The sequence below is a fragment of the Mycolicibacterium vinylchloridicum genome (assembly GCF_013404075.1).
GTDB classification, from domain to species: Bacteria; Actinomycetota; Actinomycetes; order Mycobacteriales; family Mycobacteriaceae; genus Mycobacterium; species Mycobacterium vinylchloridicum.
In genome coordinates this window covers 1-14273 of record NZ_JACBJQ010000030.1, presented here as the reverse complement: position 1 = coordinate 14273, position 14273 = coordinate 1, and the positions used below count along the sequence as shown (strand labels likewise).

Here is a 14273-nt window from a genome sequence, read left to right as displayed (position 1 = left end):
TTTCGAGCGCTGTGTGCGCACGAAACCGCGCCCAAGTTGGGATTATTCGGATTCGCCGAGGATCTGGTAGATCTCACGGCGCGCATTGTTGACGATGTCGACGATGCGCTGCTGCTGCTCTGCGTTCGCCGCGAAAGCGGCCTGACGCACTGCGCCGAACAACTGGCCCACGGCGGCCCGGATGTTGATCTGGCCGGGGTCGGCGCCTTCGGTGATCTCGTCCCACGGTGCGGTCTCGATCTTGTCGGCGGCGGCGCGGCCTTCGTCGGTCAGCTCGAAAAGCTTCTTGCTGCCTTCGGATTCGCTTGCCACCAGCAGGCCTTCGTCGGCCAGCAATTGCAGGGTCGGGTAGACCGAGCCGGGGCTCGGCTTCCACAGATCCTGGCTGCGCTCGGCGATCTCCTGGATCATCTCGTAGCCGTGCATGGGCCGCTCGGCAAGCAACTTGAGGATTGCGGCGCGCACGTCACCACGGCGTCCGCGACCGCGACCGCGGCCGTGTCCGCGGCGACCGCCGCGCGGACCACCGGGTCCGAAGCCCGGGCCGAAACCGGGGCCGAAGCCGGGACCGAAGCCCGGGCCGAATCCTTGGGGACCGTCGTGGCGATCACCGTGCTCGCGGAACTGCTCACGAAGCTGGTCGCGGAACTCGCGACGGCGGTCATGGCGGTCGTGGCGGCGGCCACGCCCCGCGGGTGCGAAGCCAAAGCCGGGACCGAAGCCGGGGCCGAAGCCCGGGCGACCTATCTCGGGGCCGCCGAACTGGGGAAAGGGGGTGTTCATAGACGTTTCTCGTTTCTGGTCTGGAAACGCCGAATGCGCTTCCGATACGGTGACGATATATCGGAAACTATCGCGATGCAACGATTAGGTTGATCTTTTGTCGATTTCCCTGATCAACCAGCGCGCCCAGTCGGCCTCCATCGCCTCGGCGCGCAGCCCGAACTCCAGGGCTGCCCGCCCATAGAAGCCCGCGGGGTTGTCATCCCAGTCGATGGCGTCGCGGATCTGCTCATAGCGCGTCAGCTCGGCGTCGGCGTGCTCGGCCACTGACACCACATAGGCCCTGGCCTGTTCGGTGGTCATCTCGCCGAGCAGGAACACCCGGAGCAGCTCGGCGCTGCGGTAGGGCGGGTCGTCCTGTGGGTTGGTCATCCAGCGCAACAGGTCCTGGCGGCCGGCGGCGGTGACCCGATACTCCTTGCGGCCGCGCGGCCCGATGTCGCTGACCTCGATCAAGCCGCCATCAGCCAGCTTGTTGAGCTCGCCATAGAGCTGACTCTGGGTTGCCGGCCAGACGTTGGCCATCGAGATCTCGAACCGTTTGAGCAGGTCATAGCCGCTGCCGGGCTGCTGTGCCAGCAGCCCCAGTGCTGCGTACCGAAGACTCACTCGACCATCGTAGAGCTCGACATGTCAGTTGTGGACTATCTGACGGTTCATCATTGACATGTCATGAGTGGAGTGTCAGAGTGGTCGGCATGACGGACATCACAACCGACTCAGCCAACTTGCCCACCGAGGGCCAGTTCTTCCAGCGCGGCAACTACGCGCCGGTGCCCGACGAACTCTCCGAATATGACCTGCCCGTCGAGGGGGCGATCCCGGCCGAGCTCGACGGCTGGTATCTGCGCAACGGGCCGAACCCGCGTGAGGCCACCGGGCACTGGTTCACCGGCGACGGCATGATCCACGGCGTGCGCATCGAGGGAGGTGCGGCCAAGTGGTATCGCAATCGCTGGGTGCGCACCGACAGCTTCATCGAGCCGTTTCCGCTCTACCGCGAGGACGGGACACGCGATCTGCGGGCCGCAGTAGCCAACACGCACGTGGTCAACCATGCAGGCAAGACGCTGGCTCTGGTCGAATCGTCGTTGCCGTATGAGATCACGAATGAGCTGGAGACGGTGGGCTGCTACGACTTTGGCGGCAAGCTGGTCGACTCGATGACGGCTCATCCGAAGATCTGCCCGACCTCCGGGGAGCTGCACTTCTTCGGTTACGGCAGCATTTTCGAACCGCACGTCACCTATCACCGCGCAGATGCCAACGGCGAGTTGACGATCAATCGCCCGGTGGACGTGAAGGCACTGACGATGATGCATGACTTCGCGCTGACCGCGCAGCACGTCATCTTCATGGACCTGCCGATCGTGTTCAACATCGACATCGCCCTGGCGGGCGAGAGCGACATGCCCTACCGCTGGGACGACAACTACGGCGCGCGGCTTGGCGTGCTGCGCCGAGACGACCCGTTCGGTGAGATCCGCTGGTTCGAGATCGACCCCTGCTATGTCTTCCACGTCGCCAACGCCCACGAGACCGCTGACGGTAAATCGATTGTCCTGCAGGCGGTTCGGTATCCCGAGTTGTGGCGTGACAACGGCGGCTTCGACGCCAGCGCGGTGTTGTGGAGCTGGACCATCGACCTGCAGACCGGCGCGGTCAGCGAGCGTCAGCTCGACGATCGCGCGGTGGAGTTCCCGCGGATCGACGACCGGCTGGCCGGCCTTCCTGCTCGCTATTCGGTATCGGTCGGGGACGCCAGCCTGGTTCGCCACGATCTGACCACCGGCGATGCCGTCGAACACCGCTTCGCCAGTGGCCTGGTGCCGGGCGGGCCGGGGGAGGCGGTCTTCGTCCCGTCGACGTCCGGACCGGCCGACGAGAGCAACGGCTGGTACCTGGGCTACGTCTACGACGCCGCGCGGGACGGCAGCGATCTGGTGATCCTGGACGCCGCCGATTTCGCGGGTAAGCCGGTGGCTCGTATTCAGTTGCCACGGCGGGTTCCGTACGGCTTCCACGGCAACTGGATTCCTGCCTAGCGGTACGCCTGCGCCCGTCGCGCGGTGGCTCTTGCGACGATGTAGCGCGTGGGTGACTTCAGCGCGCTGCCCGGCACAGCGATCGTCGTGGGCGGTACCGGCGGCATCGGGGCCGAGATCGTCGCGATGCTGGCTGCGCGCGGCTCGCGGGTGGGCTTCACGTACTGCGGCAACGCAAGCAAGGCAGCTGAACTCGTCACCGATGACGTCAGTGCCGAGCAATTGGACGTCACCGATGCCGCGGCAGTTCGGCGGGTCGTCGATGCCTTCGCCCAGCAAGGCGGCGTGCACACTCTCGTCCACGCCGCCGGTGCCCACATCCCGATGCGTCACCTCAGCACCGTCGATCCGGATCGCTTCGATCACCAGCTCGGCACCGACACCGGCGGCTTCTTCAACGTCGTTGCGGCGGCCTTGCCGCACCTGCGCAGCTCGCGCGGCAGCCTTGTCGCGGTGACGACCGCGGCCACCAGGCGCTTCGCCGTCCGGGACGGTCTTTCGGTAGCGCCGAAGGCCGCCATCGAGGCATTGATCCGGGGGATCGCCGCCGAGGAGGGCCGTTTCGGTGTGCGGGCCAACTGTGTCGGCCCCGGCATGCTGGTCGACGGCAACGCGCAGCGGCTGATCGCCGACGGCGACCTCGATGACAAGGCGCTCGATGCCGCCCGCCGCAACACCCCGCTGCGACGTTTCGGCAATGCCACTGATGTCGCCGAGGCGGTGTGCTTCATTGCCTCGCCGCGGGCGGGGTTCATCACCGGCCAAAAACTCGACGTCGACGGCGGTTACGGTGTCTGATCGGCTGACCGATGTTCACGCGATCCGCGATGTGGTTGCCCTCTATTGCCGAGGCATCGACCGGCTCGACTTCGAGCTGGTGCGGCAGGCCTATCACTCCAACGGCATCGACCACCACACCGGATTCGATGGGACGGCAGACGAATTCGTCGCATGGGTGCGCAAGAGCCTCGAGTTCCTATCCGGAACAATGCATTTCATCGGCAACCATCACGTTGACTTCGTCGGCGACGACACCGCGATCAGCGAGACCTACCTGTTGGCAACGCATTGGGGCCGGCTCGATCAGGGCGCACAGACCAACTTCACCACCGGAGCGCGATACGTCGACCTCATGGAACGACGGGATGGCCGGTGGGCGATCGCCGAGCGCTGGGCGGTGCGTGAGTGGACTCGCCCGGACGTGTTCGTCGACCCCGAGCGACCCGGCCCCCGTGGCCGCCGAGACGCTGACGATCCGCTGTCCGTGCTCTTGAAGCGTTTTGGCCGGTAGGCAGCATGAGTTTCACGACCGACGACAACACCCCGACCCCGCGCCGGCTCGTCTCCTGGGTGCGCAAAGAATGAGCTTCGGTTTCTCGACGCTGGCGCTCGTGGCGGTCGTCGGCATCGCCGGGCCGCTACTGGCGTCGGTGCCCAGGCTGCGCGTCCCCGTTGTCATCGGCGAGCTCGCGGTGGGATTGCTCATCGGCAGAACCGGATTCGGCCTCGTCGACGCCGCTGACCCGACTTTCAGCTTGCTGGCCGACATCGGGTTCGCCCTGGTGATGTTCGTGGTCGGCACCCACGTCCCGATCCGCGATGTCACCCTGCGGTCCTCGATTCCGGGTGCGGTGCTGCGCGCGGTCCTCGTCGGCGCGGTGGCGACGGTGTTCGCGGTCGGATTGGCCGCCGTGTTCCACACCGGCCACGCCGCGGTGTACGCGGTGTTGATGGCGTCGTCGTCGGCGGCGCTGGCGTTGCCGGTCATCCAGGCGCTCGGCATCGACGGGCCATCGGTGCAGGGAGTGACCGCCCAGATCGCGATCGCTGACGCCACGTCAATCGTGTTGCTGCCCTTGGTGATCGATCCAGACCGGGCCCTGACCGCGGCATTCGGCGCAGTGGTGATCGCGGCGTGTGCCACGGTGTTGTTCGTCGCGATCCGGGCGTTCGACCGCCGCGGGCTGCGTCAGCGGATGCACCGGTATTCGCAACGCCACGGCTTCGCGCTGGAGTTGCGGATCAGCCTGATCGCGCTGTTCGCACTCGCTGCGCTCGCGGTCGCCTCGCACGTGTCGATCATGTTGGCGGGCTTCGCGCTCGGTCTCGCGGTCAGGGCCGCGGGGGAGCCGCGACGGCTGGCGCGCCAGCTGTTCGGAATCACCGAAGGACTGTTCGCCCCGCTGTTCTTCGTGTGGCTCGGTGCCTCGCTGCAAGTGCGCGAGCTCGGCGACCATCCCGCCTACATCCTGCTCGGTGTCGGCCTCGGCGTCGGCGCGGTGCTCGCCCACTGCGTCGGGCGGCTGACCGGCCAACCGCTGGCATTGGCCGCCCTGGCCGCCGCGCAGCTCGGGGTTCCGGTGGCCGCGGCGACGCTGGGTACCCAGAAGCATCTGCTGTCCCCGGGCGAGCCGTCGGCGCTGATGCTCGGCGCGCTGTTGACGGTCGCGGTCACCTCGGTGGCCAGCGTGATCGCCGCGCGCCGACGCGGCGAGCAACCGGCGTGAGGGCCGACGTGTGCCGGCTGCCCGCCGCGGGTAGCCGACGTCTATGACCGCATCAAACGGCACCCAGACTCCCGAGCAGGCACCCCGGAGTCGGTTGTGGGTGAATTGGCTGTTGGCGCTGTCCACGATCGTGGGCGCGGGGGTCGTCCAGCTGCTCGCCATGGGCGCGGTGATGAGCACGTCAGCCTGCAGCGCACCCAACTGCCCCAAACCCAGCGGATTCGTCTACGGGCTGCTCACCTACGGTGCGCCGGTCGTGGCGGTAGCCGCGATCGTGCTGTCGTTCTTCACCGCGCGACTTCCGCGCGGCTGGCTGGTGCCCGCGGTCGCGTGGCTGTTGCTGATCCTGGACGTCGCGATCCTGGCGGTGACGTTCTCCTAGCCGACGCCACGACGCGCCCGGTAGGCGGCGGGGCTGATTCCGTTGGCCCGCTTGAACGCAGTGCTCAGCGCGAACGGGGTGCTGTAGCCGACGTGGCGTGCCACCGTCGCGATCGTGGCTTCCGAGGCATCCAGTAGATCGGCGGCCAGTGCCAGGCGCCACGCGGTCAGGAATGCGATCGGCGGCTCACCGACCAGCGCGGTGAACCGGCGAGCGAACGCGGCGCGTGAGCTGCCGGACGCGGCAGCAAGATTCGCAACCGTCCAGGGATACGCCGGGTTGTTGTACATCAGCCGCAGTGTCGGTCCGACCACGGTGTCCGACTCGGCGGTCCACCACGACGGGGCGGTGCCGGGCCGGCCGAACCATGTTCGCAGGAAGTCGAGCAGCAGCAGATCGAGCAGCCGATCCAAGAACGCCTCCTGGCCGGGACCGTCGGCCACCGCCTCGGCCGAAAGTAACTGCGGCAGTTGACTGTCCCACTCGGTGGCTCGCAGGATCGCGACGTTGGGCAGTGCGCCGAGCAGTCGTTGGCTGACCGCGCTGTGGCCTTCGTAGGCGCCGACGACCGCGCGGGTGGCGCCCGTTTCGCTGTTGCCCCACGTGCGGACACCCAGTGCCATCGCGAATTTCAGGTCTTCACCCGACACTGTGGTGCATCGCTGGCCCGGGTGGATGACGACCTGTGGCGAGGTGGTGGCGCTGTCGGCGAGGACGTAATGCCCGGCGCCGCGGGCCAGGGCCACATCCCCGGCGGTCAGGTGGATCGGTGCGGTGTCCCCGTCGGGAGACAGCACAGCCGCGCCGTCGGTCACGCAGATGAGAGTCAGCGGCGCCTCGTCCTGGATCCGCATCGACCACGGTGGGTCGAGGACCATGCGCAGCACGAAGGCACCGTGTGCGCGGACCCCGTCGAGCAGGCCTACGAGCGAGTCCACATCCGGCAGCCTAGTTGAGACGAACGCGTATGCAATGGCGACCATCGACGATGTTCTGTCTCTCATCGGCACAGTTGACTGGCGATATGTCGAGTTCACCACTTGTGTACCTGGCCACCGCCGCCGCTGTCGGCGCTGCCGCGATCGGTGGTCTGTTCTATGCCTTCTCAACCTTCGTGATGCGCGGCCTGGATCGGACCGGTCCGGTGCAGGCCGCCACCGCGATGCGTGGCATCAACGCCGAAGCCCAGGCCAACGGGCCTTTCCTGACGATGTTCCTCGGCTCGGCGCTGGTCGCCCTCGTCGTGGCCATCGTCGCTGCCACCCAACTGCGCGTTCCCGGAAGCGGGTGGATGCTGGCCGGCGCCGTGCTCGCGCTGGTTCCGTTGGTGGTCACCATCGCCGTCAATGTCCCGCTGAATGACCGGCTCGCCGCGGGCTTACCGTGGAAGGGTTACTACCCGATCTGGACCCTCTGGAACCACGTGCGCACAGTCGCGCCTGTGCTCGGTTCGGTGCTGATGGTGATCGGCGTGCGACTGCGTTAGCTGGGCGGCACGAAGCCATCGGTTCGGGGCGCGGCCTTGGGTACGACGGCTCCAGGTGGCGGGGTGGCCGGATACGGCGGCGGAGCGGCAGACGTCGGCGGTGGAGGCGGTCCGGATGGCCGCAGCCGGGCCAGCTCGCGGCGATGCCGTTCGGCGAGCACAGCCGCGAGAACGTATTGCGGCGGGACGCCCGGCGGTGGCGGCGGTGAGACCCGGGCGGCGATGTCGGTGGCGATTCGGTAGGCCATCTCGTTACGTACTTGGGGTGTCAATTCCGGTGCCCGCGCGAGGAATTGGCGCGCCAGCTCAGCCTGATCCGGGGTGAGTGCGGAAAGTTCGAGGGATGCGGCCCACCACGCCAGCGCGGGCGGCATCACCGGAGGGGGCGGCAGCTTGGGACCTCGTTCGCTGATCACGACGGTCCCGGCGAAGACGTCGCCGATCCGCTTGCCGCGCGGCGAGATCAGGCTGCAGATGACGGCGGGGCCACCCATGAACGTGAAGATCTCGATGAACCCGGCCAACCCGCGAAACAGGGCTTGCCGGAAGCGTTCTGGGCCGCCGTCGTCGGACACCACGCGAAGGCCCATCGCCATCTTGCCCAGAGACCTTCCCCGAGTGGCGGTTTCGAAGACGACGGGATAGCCGACGATGACCAGCACGGTGAAGATGATCAGGACCGCGGCACTGAGCGCCTCATCGAACTGGGTGAGCGTGGCTGCCCACAGCAGCACGCCGATGACGTAGCCGATCATGACGACGGCGAGGTCGATCAGCGCGCCGACGGCCCGCACCGGCAGTTGCGCGATCTGGACGTCGAGGACGACCGCGTCCCCCGTCACCACGGTCTCGGGCACCATGTCCACCAACGCTACTAGCATCGGCCGAGTGGACGTCGACGCTTTCGTGCTGGCTCACCAGGACACCTGGAAGCGGCTCGAGGAGCTGGTGAAGCGGCGGCGACGGTTGTCCGGCGCCGAAGTGGACGAGCTCGTCGAGCTCTACCAGCGGGTCTCCACCCATCTGTCGATGGTCCGCTCGGCCTCGTCGGACTCCGTTTTGGTGGGGCGGCTGTCCAGTCTGGTGGCCCGCGCCCGCGCCGCGGTGACCGGCGCGCACGCCCCGATGTGGCACGAATTCGCCCGATTCTGGACCGTCTCGTTCCCGGTGGTGGCTTACCGGGCGTGGCGGTGGTGGCTGGCAACCGCCGTCCTGTTCTTCGCGGTGGCGGCGGTCATCGGGATCTGGGTCGGCGGCAGCCACGAGGTGCAGTCGGCGCTCAGCACGCCGGAGGAAATCGAGCACCTGGTCAACCATGACTTCGCCTCGTACTACAGCGAGAACCCGGCCGGCTCGTTCGCGTTGCGGGTGTGGGTCAACAACTCGTGGGTTGCGGCGCAGTGCATCGGCTACGCGATCCTGCTTGGCATCCCCATCCCGTGGGTGCTGTTCCAGAACGCGGCCAACCTCGGTGTCATCGGCGGGCTGATGGTCGACTCCGGTAAGGCAGACGTGTTGTTCGGGCTGCTCATCCCGCATGGGCTGCTGGAGCTGACGGCGGTGTTCCTCGCCGGGGCGGTCGGCATGCGGCTCGGCTGGACGGTGATCTCGCCGGGAGATCGGCCCCGCAGCCAGGTGCTGGCCGAGCAGGGCCGTGCGGTGGTCGCCGCCGCGGTCGGACTGGCCGGGGTGCTGTTGGTGTCGGGATTGCTCGAGGCGTTGGTGACGCCGTCGCCGCTGCCGACCTTCCTGCGGATCGCCATCGGCGTGGCGGCCGAGGTCGCATTCCTGTCCTACGTCGTCTACTTCGGCCGAAAGGGCACCCGCGCCGGTGAGACCGGGGATATCGAAGACGCCCCTGACTTCGTCCCCACAGGCTGAGCGCTACAGCCGGCCGGTGGCCTTCATGGCCAGATAGCGATCGGCCAGGGCCGGCGCCAGGTCCTCCGGCGGGGCGTCGACCACCTCGACGCCCTTGTGTCGCAGCCGGCTGGCGATGGTCCGGCGATCATTACGGGCGCGCTCGGCGGCCGCCGCGTCGTACACCTGCGCGGCATCGGCACGGCCCGCTGCGAGTTCGTCGACGCGCGGGTCGGACACCGCGGCCACGATCACCTTGTGCTTGGCCGACAGCTGCGGCAACACCGGCAGCAGACCCTCGTCCAGTGCGGAGGCGTTGAGATCGGTCAGCAGCACCACCAGGGCGGTGCGGCGCACCCGGCGCTGCACGGCGGCCACCATTGCGGTGGCATCCGACTCGATCAGTGCCGGCTCCAGGGGTGCCATCGCCTCGACCAAGTGGGCCAGCAGCTCGGTACGGGAGGCACCGAACACGGCTGCGCGCGTGAGCCGGTCGTGGGCGAGGAAATCGACGTGGTCGCCGGCGCGCGCGGCCAGCGCCGCCAGCAGCAACGCCGCGTCCATCGACCAGTCCAGCCGCGGCCAGCCGCCCGGATCGCGCGCGGTGGGGTCCACGCCGACGCGCCCCGCCGAGGTGCGGCCGGTGTCGAGCACGATCACCACGCGCCGGTCGCGTTCGGGGCGCCAGGTACGGACCACCACGTCGGCGCGACGGGCGGTGGCCCGCCAGTCGATCGACCGGACGTCGTCGCCGACGACGTATTCACGCAGCGAGTCGAATTCGGTGCCCTGGCCCCGGATCAGCACCGGAAGCAGGCCGTCGATCTCACGCAGCCGGGCCAGCCGGGACGGCAGGTGCTTGCGCGACAGGAACGGCGGCAGGATGCGCACCTGTCCCGCGACGGGATGCGAGCGCTGCCGGCCGGCCAGACCCAGCGGCCCGATCGATCGGACAGTGACCGCCTCGGAACGCAGGTCGCCGCGACGGACTGGACGCAACTGCGTTGTGACGGTGACGGTTTCCGATGACTTGACCGTGAGCCGGTGTGCGCGGGGGTCAGCACAGGCACTCGGCGGCCAGGCATCGCGCAGGGCACCACGGAACCGGCGCGACCCACCATTTTGGACGTGCAGGACGGCATTGACGGGTTGACCCAACCGCGCCGACGTGTCGCCGGCCCGGCTCAGCTGCAGCGCACGCGGGCTGCCCGCCAACGCCATGTCGACGGCGACCGTGGCCAGCAGCATCATCAGCACCACAGCGAATGTCGTTGCCGGCCAAGGTGACAGCGCGATCGGCAGGACGCCCACCAGGGCGATCAGACCGGTGCGCCCGGTGAGGACCACTAGCGTGGCACCGGCACCGCGGCCAGGATGCCGTCGAGCACGCCGTCGGGGGTGGCTCCTTCGAGTTCGGCTTCCGGGCGCAGCGCGATCCGGTGGCGCAGCGTGGGCCGGGCCATGGCCTTGACGTCGTCCGGGGTCACGTAGCCGCGACCGGACAGCCACGCCCAAGACCGTGCCGTGCCCAGCAATGCGGTCGCACCGCGCGGCGACACGCCGAGCTGCAGTGAGGGTGAATTCCTTGTCGCACCGACGATGTCGACGATGTAGCCGAGCACCTCGTCGGCGACCAGTACCTGCTTCACGGCTTCGCGGCCCGCAGCCAGCTCGGCTGCCCCCGCCACCGGGCGGATGGCGCTGAGATCGCGCGGATCGAATCCGCCGGCATGCCGGGACAGGATCGCGATCTCCTGATCACGTGGCGGCAGAGGCACATTGAGCTTCAACAGGAATCGGTCCAGTTGCGCCTCGGGTAGTTGGTAGGTGCCCTCGTATTCGATCGGGTTCTGGGTGGCGGCCACGATGAACGGATCCGGTAGCAGACGGGGCTCGCCATCGACACTGACCTGGCGCTCCTCCATCGCCTCAAGTAGGGCCGCCTGGGTTTTCGGTGGGGTGCGGTTGATCTCGTCGGCGAGCATGAGGTTGGTGAACACCGGCCCCTCGCGGAAGGCGAAGGCCGCGGTCTTCGCGTCATAGACGAGTGAGCCGGTGACATCTCCGGGCATCAGGTCCGGGGTAAACTGCACCCGTTTGAACTCCAGCTGCAGTGCGGCGGACATCGCCCGCACCAGTAGGGTCTTGGCTACGCCCGGAACACCTTCGAGCAGAACGTGTCCGCGGCACAACAGGGCGATCACCAACCCACTGATCACCGCGTCTTGGCCGACGACGGCTTTGCCGATTTCGCCGCGTAACGCCAGCAGCGCCGCACGGGCCGCATCGCTCTCGGCGGTGGAGGGGGGAGGTGGTGCGAAATGCGTCACGACTTCGTGACCTGCCTTTCGATGTCGTCGAGTGCTTGCGCAAGATGGAGCAGATCCGAATCGGTGGACGGTGCTGGTCCGAACAGTAGGTGGTGCACGCTGTTGGCGTCCCCGGCGTAGCGCTGGACGACAGCGCTCAGCACCGCGGCGGGAGAAGGGCTGGGGCCCAGGCCCAGCCGGGGTGTGAGCCGCTGAAGTGTTGCGGTGCGCAGTGCTTCGGCGGCGCGGTCGCGGGCCCGGCGGGATCGGTAGAGCCGGGCGCGTCCCTCCACGGTCTCCGAGGCCCGCACCACCACGGGCAGCTTCTCGGCCACCAGAGGGCCCAGCCGGCGGCCCTGCCAGATGGCCAGCAACAACACGGCCAGGCATAGTTGCCAGACGATCCAGGTCACCGCGTCGGGCATCAGGTCGGTGAGCGACGAGCCGGCTGCGCCGCTTTGACCTTCGACTCGCTGTGGCGCGTACCAAACGACGCGGGGCCGGTTGCCGGCGAGATTCATCGCCAGCGCGGCATTGCCCTCCTGGAGCAACCCACCGTTGGTCATGAAGTCCGCGGTGCCGACGACGGTGATCGTGCGACCGTCGGCGTGGTAGCGCACGAGCGCCCCGCCGTAGCACCGGGTCACCTCTACGTCACGGGCTTTTTCGTAGGTGTCGGTGGCGCCCAGTTGCACGGTCCCGGCCCGAATGGCTTCACGCAGATCGCAATCGGGCTCCATGGTGAGCATGCTGGCGCCGCCGAGGCGGATGTCGGGGGCCAGCGCTTGTCGCACGCGCGAGGTGGGTTCGAGGATCAGCCGGTCGCCCGGAACGTCGGCCAGCCGGGTCAGCAGATCGGTTCCGCGCGTGTAGTAGGTCTCGGCTGCCAGCAGCAGACTGTCCGGCCGGGCGGCGCGTTCCACATCGGCGACGTTGTTGGCCACGACGACGTCGACGCCGCGGTCCCGAAGCAGGGCTACCAGTGCGTGCGCGCCGTCGGAACTGGTGGATTCGGGATCCATCCGGCCACCCGGGCGTGGGGCGGTGAAGTAGGCGCCGATCGCGGCGATGGCCGATATCGCGATCAGCGCCAGGGCAATCCAGCGTCCGGTGCGCCAGCGCTGGCCGATGGTGGTGCTCACCGCAGTGGAGCCCAGGTGTCGGCGACGTGGGGCGCACTCGGGTCGGCGCCGGTCGGAGTGGCGTGGCGGCGCAGTGCCTCGTCGAGTTCGGCGACGAGGCGGTAGTTGGGTTCGGTGCCGGGTTGCTCGCCGTAGGTGACGTCGTTGAACACCGTCGCCGCGCGGCGTAGCGCGCCGCCGAACGACGGCATCAGCTCACCCGCATCACGGGCGAGCTCGTTGGCTGTCCGGCCTGGGACCGGGTTGAGCATTCCGGTCTCTTCCAGGTGGCGCGCCACGGCTCGAAGCCGGTGGCGGATCGCCGCAGCCCAGTTTCCCTGAGCCGCATACGCTTCCGCGGTGGCTCGGTGTTCGGACGCGCTGAGTTCGTGGATGCCGAACAGTCCCGCATCCAGGCCGCGCTTGGTCCGCATGGTTCGTCGGGCGATGCGCACGGCGACGATGAACGCCACCACGACCACGATGGCCAGCACCGTGAGAGTCAACCAGCCGCCCGGAATCGACGATCCTTTGACGATGATCCGGTAGAGCAGCTCCTCGAACCACTCGCCGATCCTGTCCATCAACGACGTCTTGGGGTAGATGGGCTTGGCGAGCTCACGTTGGGCCAATTCGTGGGCCGTCTCACGGTCGATGTCGATGGTGGGCATGGTGATCCGCGGCTACCGCCCCGGGGTGAGCCAGAGGTTGTCGGCCGTCAGGTTGTCACCGGGTGCGGCGTTGGCGCCCGTCTGGAGCACCAGATCGAACGCCTCGGCGCGGATGCGGATATCGGTGTAGAGCAACACCACCACCCCGGCGGTGAACGGTGCGGTGATGATCTGACCGATCGCGCCGCCGATCGCAATCAAGGTGTAGGACAGGACGATCGATCCGGTCGACGTGTCACCGATCTGCATCACCTGTCCGGCGATACTGAACGGAACCCCGACCGCTCCGGCGACCACTCCGGCGACGATCGAAGCGAGCAGCTGGATGCCGAGCACACGCCAGAAGTGCTTGCGCACCAAGCCAAACGAACGGCGGATGGATTCCACGATGGGTTTGCGCTCGAGCACGATGGCCACCGGCGCGAACGAGAGGTTGTTGTACACGTAGACCAGGCCGATGATCGTTCCGAGCACCAGCGGAATCCCGATGATCGCCGCCAGCACGCCGTTGCCGGCCACTGCGAGTCCGGCGATGACGGCCACGACCAATGCGATCAACACCAGCAGTGCGACGAACTCCAGTGCGCTCAACCCGAGTAGCGCCCACAGCCGCCCACGCACTCGTTGCCAGGCTTCGCCGATGCTGATCTTGGCGCCGAAAACAGCCCGCCCGACCACGACGGTGAGCATGCCGGACAGCAGGATTCCGCCCAGGACGGTGGTGACCAGACTGGTGAGTACCGTCAGCGCGTAGCCCACGATGACCGGTGTGGACAGCTCCTCGCCGGACTCCGTGCCGACCTGTCCGCCCATGGCGATCACCGGACCCAGCTGCAGCGCCAGCGCCAGGATCTGGGTGATCACCACGACGGCGGCCGTCAGGCCCAGCGTCGGCTTCGGGTTGGCGCGGATGTATCCGACGGCGCCGTTGAACAGGTCGCTGAGCGACAGCGGCCGCAGCGGGATGACACCCGGCTTCGGTGCCATCGGCATCAAAGGCGGATACCCGGGTGGCGGGTATCCGGGTGGACCGTAACCCGGCGGGGGATACCCGGGCGGTGGGTATCCGGGCTCTTAGTCACCACTGACGCTCCCGACTATACCGCCTT

At 68.0% G+C, this 14273-nt stretch carries 16 protein-coding genes; 7 read left to right on the top strand and 9 right to left on the bottom strand.

Annotation, left to right across the window (positions count from 1 at the left end; genetic code table 11):
- Positions 1 to 42 precede the first annotated feature (42 nt).
- Positions 43 to 783, bottom strand: coding sequence for a PadR family transcriptional regulator (locus HPC46_RS22510; RefSeq protein WP_179474045.1), 741 nt, complete (start codon positions 781 to 783; stop codon positions 43 to 45).
- A gap of 84 nt (positions 784 to 867) precedes the next feature.
- Positions 868 to 1392: a PadR family transcriptional regulator gene (locus HPC46_RS22505; protein WP_179474043.1), complete on the bottom strand. Its 525-nt coding sequence runs from the start codon at positions 1390 to 1392 to the stop codon at positions 868 to 870.
- 89 nt (positions 1393 to 1481) lie between these two features.
- Between HPC46_RS22505 and HPC46_RS22500 the strand changes: the two genes are divergently transcribed.
- The 5 genes from HPC46_RS22500 (at position 1482) to HPC46_RS22480 (ending at position 5717) form a co-directional block, all read left to right on the top strand.
- Positions 1482 to 2828: a carotenoid oxygenase family protein gene (locus HPC46_RS22500; RefSeq protein WP_179474041.1), complete on the top strand. Its 1347-nt coding sequence runs from the start codon at positions 1482 to 1484 to the stop codon at positions 2826 to 2828.
- Positions 2829 to 2876: 48 nt separating this feature from the next.
- Positions 2877 to 3626, top strand: coding sequence for an SDR family NAD(P)-dependent oxidoreductase (locus HPC46_RS22495; RefSeq protein ID WP_179474039.1), 750 nt, complete (start codon positions 2877 to 2879; stop codon positions 3624 to 3626).
- Positions 3619 to 4119 (top strand): nuclear transport factor 2 family protein, encoded by a 501-nt coding sequence (locus tag HPC46_RS22490; RefSeq protein ID WP_179474037.1) that lies wholly within the window; start codon positions 3619 to 3621, stop codon positions 4117 to 4119. The genes HPC46_RS22495 and HPC46_RS22490 overlap by 8 nt, the downstream gene beginning before the upstream one ends.
- Positions 4120 to 4189: 70 nt before the next feature.
- Positions 4190 to 5335: a cation:proton antiporter gene (locus HPC46_RS22485; protein WP_179474035.1), complete on the top strand. Its 1146-nt coding sequence runs from the start codon at positions 4190 to 4192 to the stop codon at positions 5333 to 5335.
- Between the two features lie 43 nt (positions 5336 to 5378).
- On the top strand, positions 5379 to 5717 hold the full coding sequence (locus HPC46_RS22480; protein ID WP_218894542.1) for a hypothetical protein: 339 nt from the start codon (positions 5379 to 5381) through the stop codon (positions 5715 to 5717).
- Here the strand turns inward: HPC46_RS22480 and HPC46_RS22475 are convergent.
- Positions 5714 to 6655 carry an AraC family transcriptional regulator gene (locus HPC46_RS22475; RefSeq protein ID WP_179474033.1) on the bottom strand — a complete coding sequence of 314 codons (942 nt, stop codon included), beginning with the start codon at positions 6653 to 6655 and terminating at the stop codon, positions 5714 to 5716. The genes HPC46_RS22480 and HPC46_RS22475 overlap by 4 nt on opposite strands.
- Before the next feature lie 86 nt (positions 6656 to 6741).
- Here HPC46_RS22475 and HPC46_RS22470 point away from each other — a divergent pair, with 86 nt between their 5' ends.
- Positions 6742 to 7203, top strand: coding sequence for an anthrone oxygenase family protein (locus HPC46_RS22470; RefSeq protein WP_179474031.1), 462 nt, complete (start codon positions 6742 to 6744; stop codon positions 7201 to 7203).
- On the opposite strand, the gene HPC46_RS22465 is transcribed toward HPC46_RS22470, so the two are convergent.
- Positions 7200 to 8084 (bottom strand): RDD family protein, encoded by an 885-nt coding sequence (locus HPC46_RS22465; protein ID WP_233716577.1) that lies wholly within the window; start codon positions 8082 to 8084, stop codon positions 7200 to 7202. The two genes, HPC46_RS22470 and HPC46_RS22465, sit on opposite strands and share 4 nt — an antisense overlap.
- 7 nt (positions 8085 to 8091) lie before the next feature.
- Between HPC46_RS22465 and HPC46_RS22460 the strand changes: the two genes are divergently transcribed.
- Positions 8092 to 9084 (top strand): stage II sporulation protein M, encoded by a 993-nt coding sequence (locus HPC46_RS22460; protein WP_179474029.1) that lies wholly within the window; start codon positions 8092 to 8094, stop codon positions 9082 to 9084.
- Between the two features lie 3 nt (positions 9085 to 9087).
- On the opposite strand, the gene HPC46_RS22455 is transcribed toward HPC46_RS22460, so the two are convergent.
- Genes HPC46_RS22455 through HPC46_RS22435 form a run of 5 tightly spaced genes read right to left on the bottom strand, consistent with a single transcriptional unit; the run spans position 9088 to position 14157 of the window.
- The gene (locus HPC46_RS22455; RefSeq protein ID WP_179474027.1) at positions 9088 to 10410 is read right to left on the bottom strand and encodes a DUF58 domain-containing protein; all 1323 of its coding nucleotides are present in this window, start codon (positions 10408 to 10410) and stop codon (positions 9088 to 9090) included.
- Entirely contained in the window at positions 10410 to 11393 is a 984-nt protein-coding gene (locus HPC46_RS22450; protein ID WP_005138562.1) for an AAA family ATPase, read from the bottom strand. Before HPC46_RS22450 ends, HPC46_RS22455 begins: the two co-directional genes overlap by 1 nt.
- Positions 11390 to 12514, bottom strand: coding sequence for a DUF4350 domain-containing protein (locus HPC46_RS22445; RefSeq protein ID WP_179474025.1), 1125 nt, complete (start codon positions 12512 to 12514; stop codon positions 11390 to 11392). Before HPC46_RS22445 ends, HPC46_RS22450 begins: the two co-directional genes overlap by 4 nt.
- The gene (locus HPC46_RS22440) at positions 12511 to 13164 is read right to left on the bottom strand and encodes a DUF4129 domain-containing protein (protein WP_179474023.1); all 654 of its coding nucleotides are present in this window, start codon (positions 13162 to 13164) and stop codon (positions 12511 to 12513) included. Before HPC46_RS22440 ends, HPC46_RS22445 begins: the two co-directional genes overlap by 4 nt.
- Before the next feature lie 12 nt (positions 13165 to 13176).
- The gene (locus tag HPC46_RS22435) at positions 13177 to 14157 is read right to left on the bottom strand and encodes a DUF7847 domain-containing protein (protein WP_233716576.1); all 981 of its coding nucleotides are present in this window, start codon (positions 14155 to 14157) and stop codon (positions 13177 to 13179) included.
- Between the last annotated feature and the right edge of the window lie 116 nt (positions 14158 to 14273).

Bases quoted from the DNA above. Each gene is read 5' to 3' on its own strand.
- HPC46_RS22470 (WP_179474031.1), top strand. From the start codon at position 6,742: ATGTCGAGTTCACCACTTGTGTACCTGGCCACCGCCGCCGCTGTCGGC.
- HPC46_RS22465 (WP_233716577.1), bottom strand. From the start codon at position 8,084: ATGCTAGTAGCGTTGGTGGACATGGTGCCCGAGACCGTGGTGACGGGG.
- HPC46_RS22480 (WP_218894542.1), top strand. From the start codon at position 5,379: ATGACCGCATCAAACGGCACCCAGACTCCCGAGCAGGCACCCCGGAGT.
- HPC46_RS22500 (WP_179474041.1), top strand. From the start codon at position 1,482: ATGACGGACATCACAACCGACTCAGCCAACTTGCCCACCGAGGGCCAG.
- HPC46_RS22440 (WP_179474023.1), bottom strand. From the start codon at position 13,164: ATGCCCACCATCGACATCGACCGTGAGACGGCCCACGAATTGGCCCAA.
- HPC46_RS22510 (WP_179474045.1), bottom strand. From the start codon at position 783: ATGAACACCCCCTTTCCCCAGTTCGGCGGCCCCGAGATAGGTCGCCCG.
- HPC46_RS22485 (WP_179474035.1), top strand. From the start codon at position 4,190: ATGAGCTTCGGTTTCTCGACGCTGGCGCTCGTGGCGGTCGTCGGCATC.
- HPC46_RS22435 (WP_233716576.1), bottom strand. From the start codon at position 14,157: ATGCCGATGGCACCGAAGCCGGGTGTCATCCCGCTGCGGCCGCTGTCG.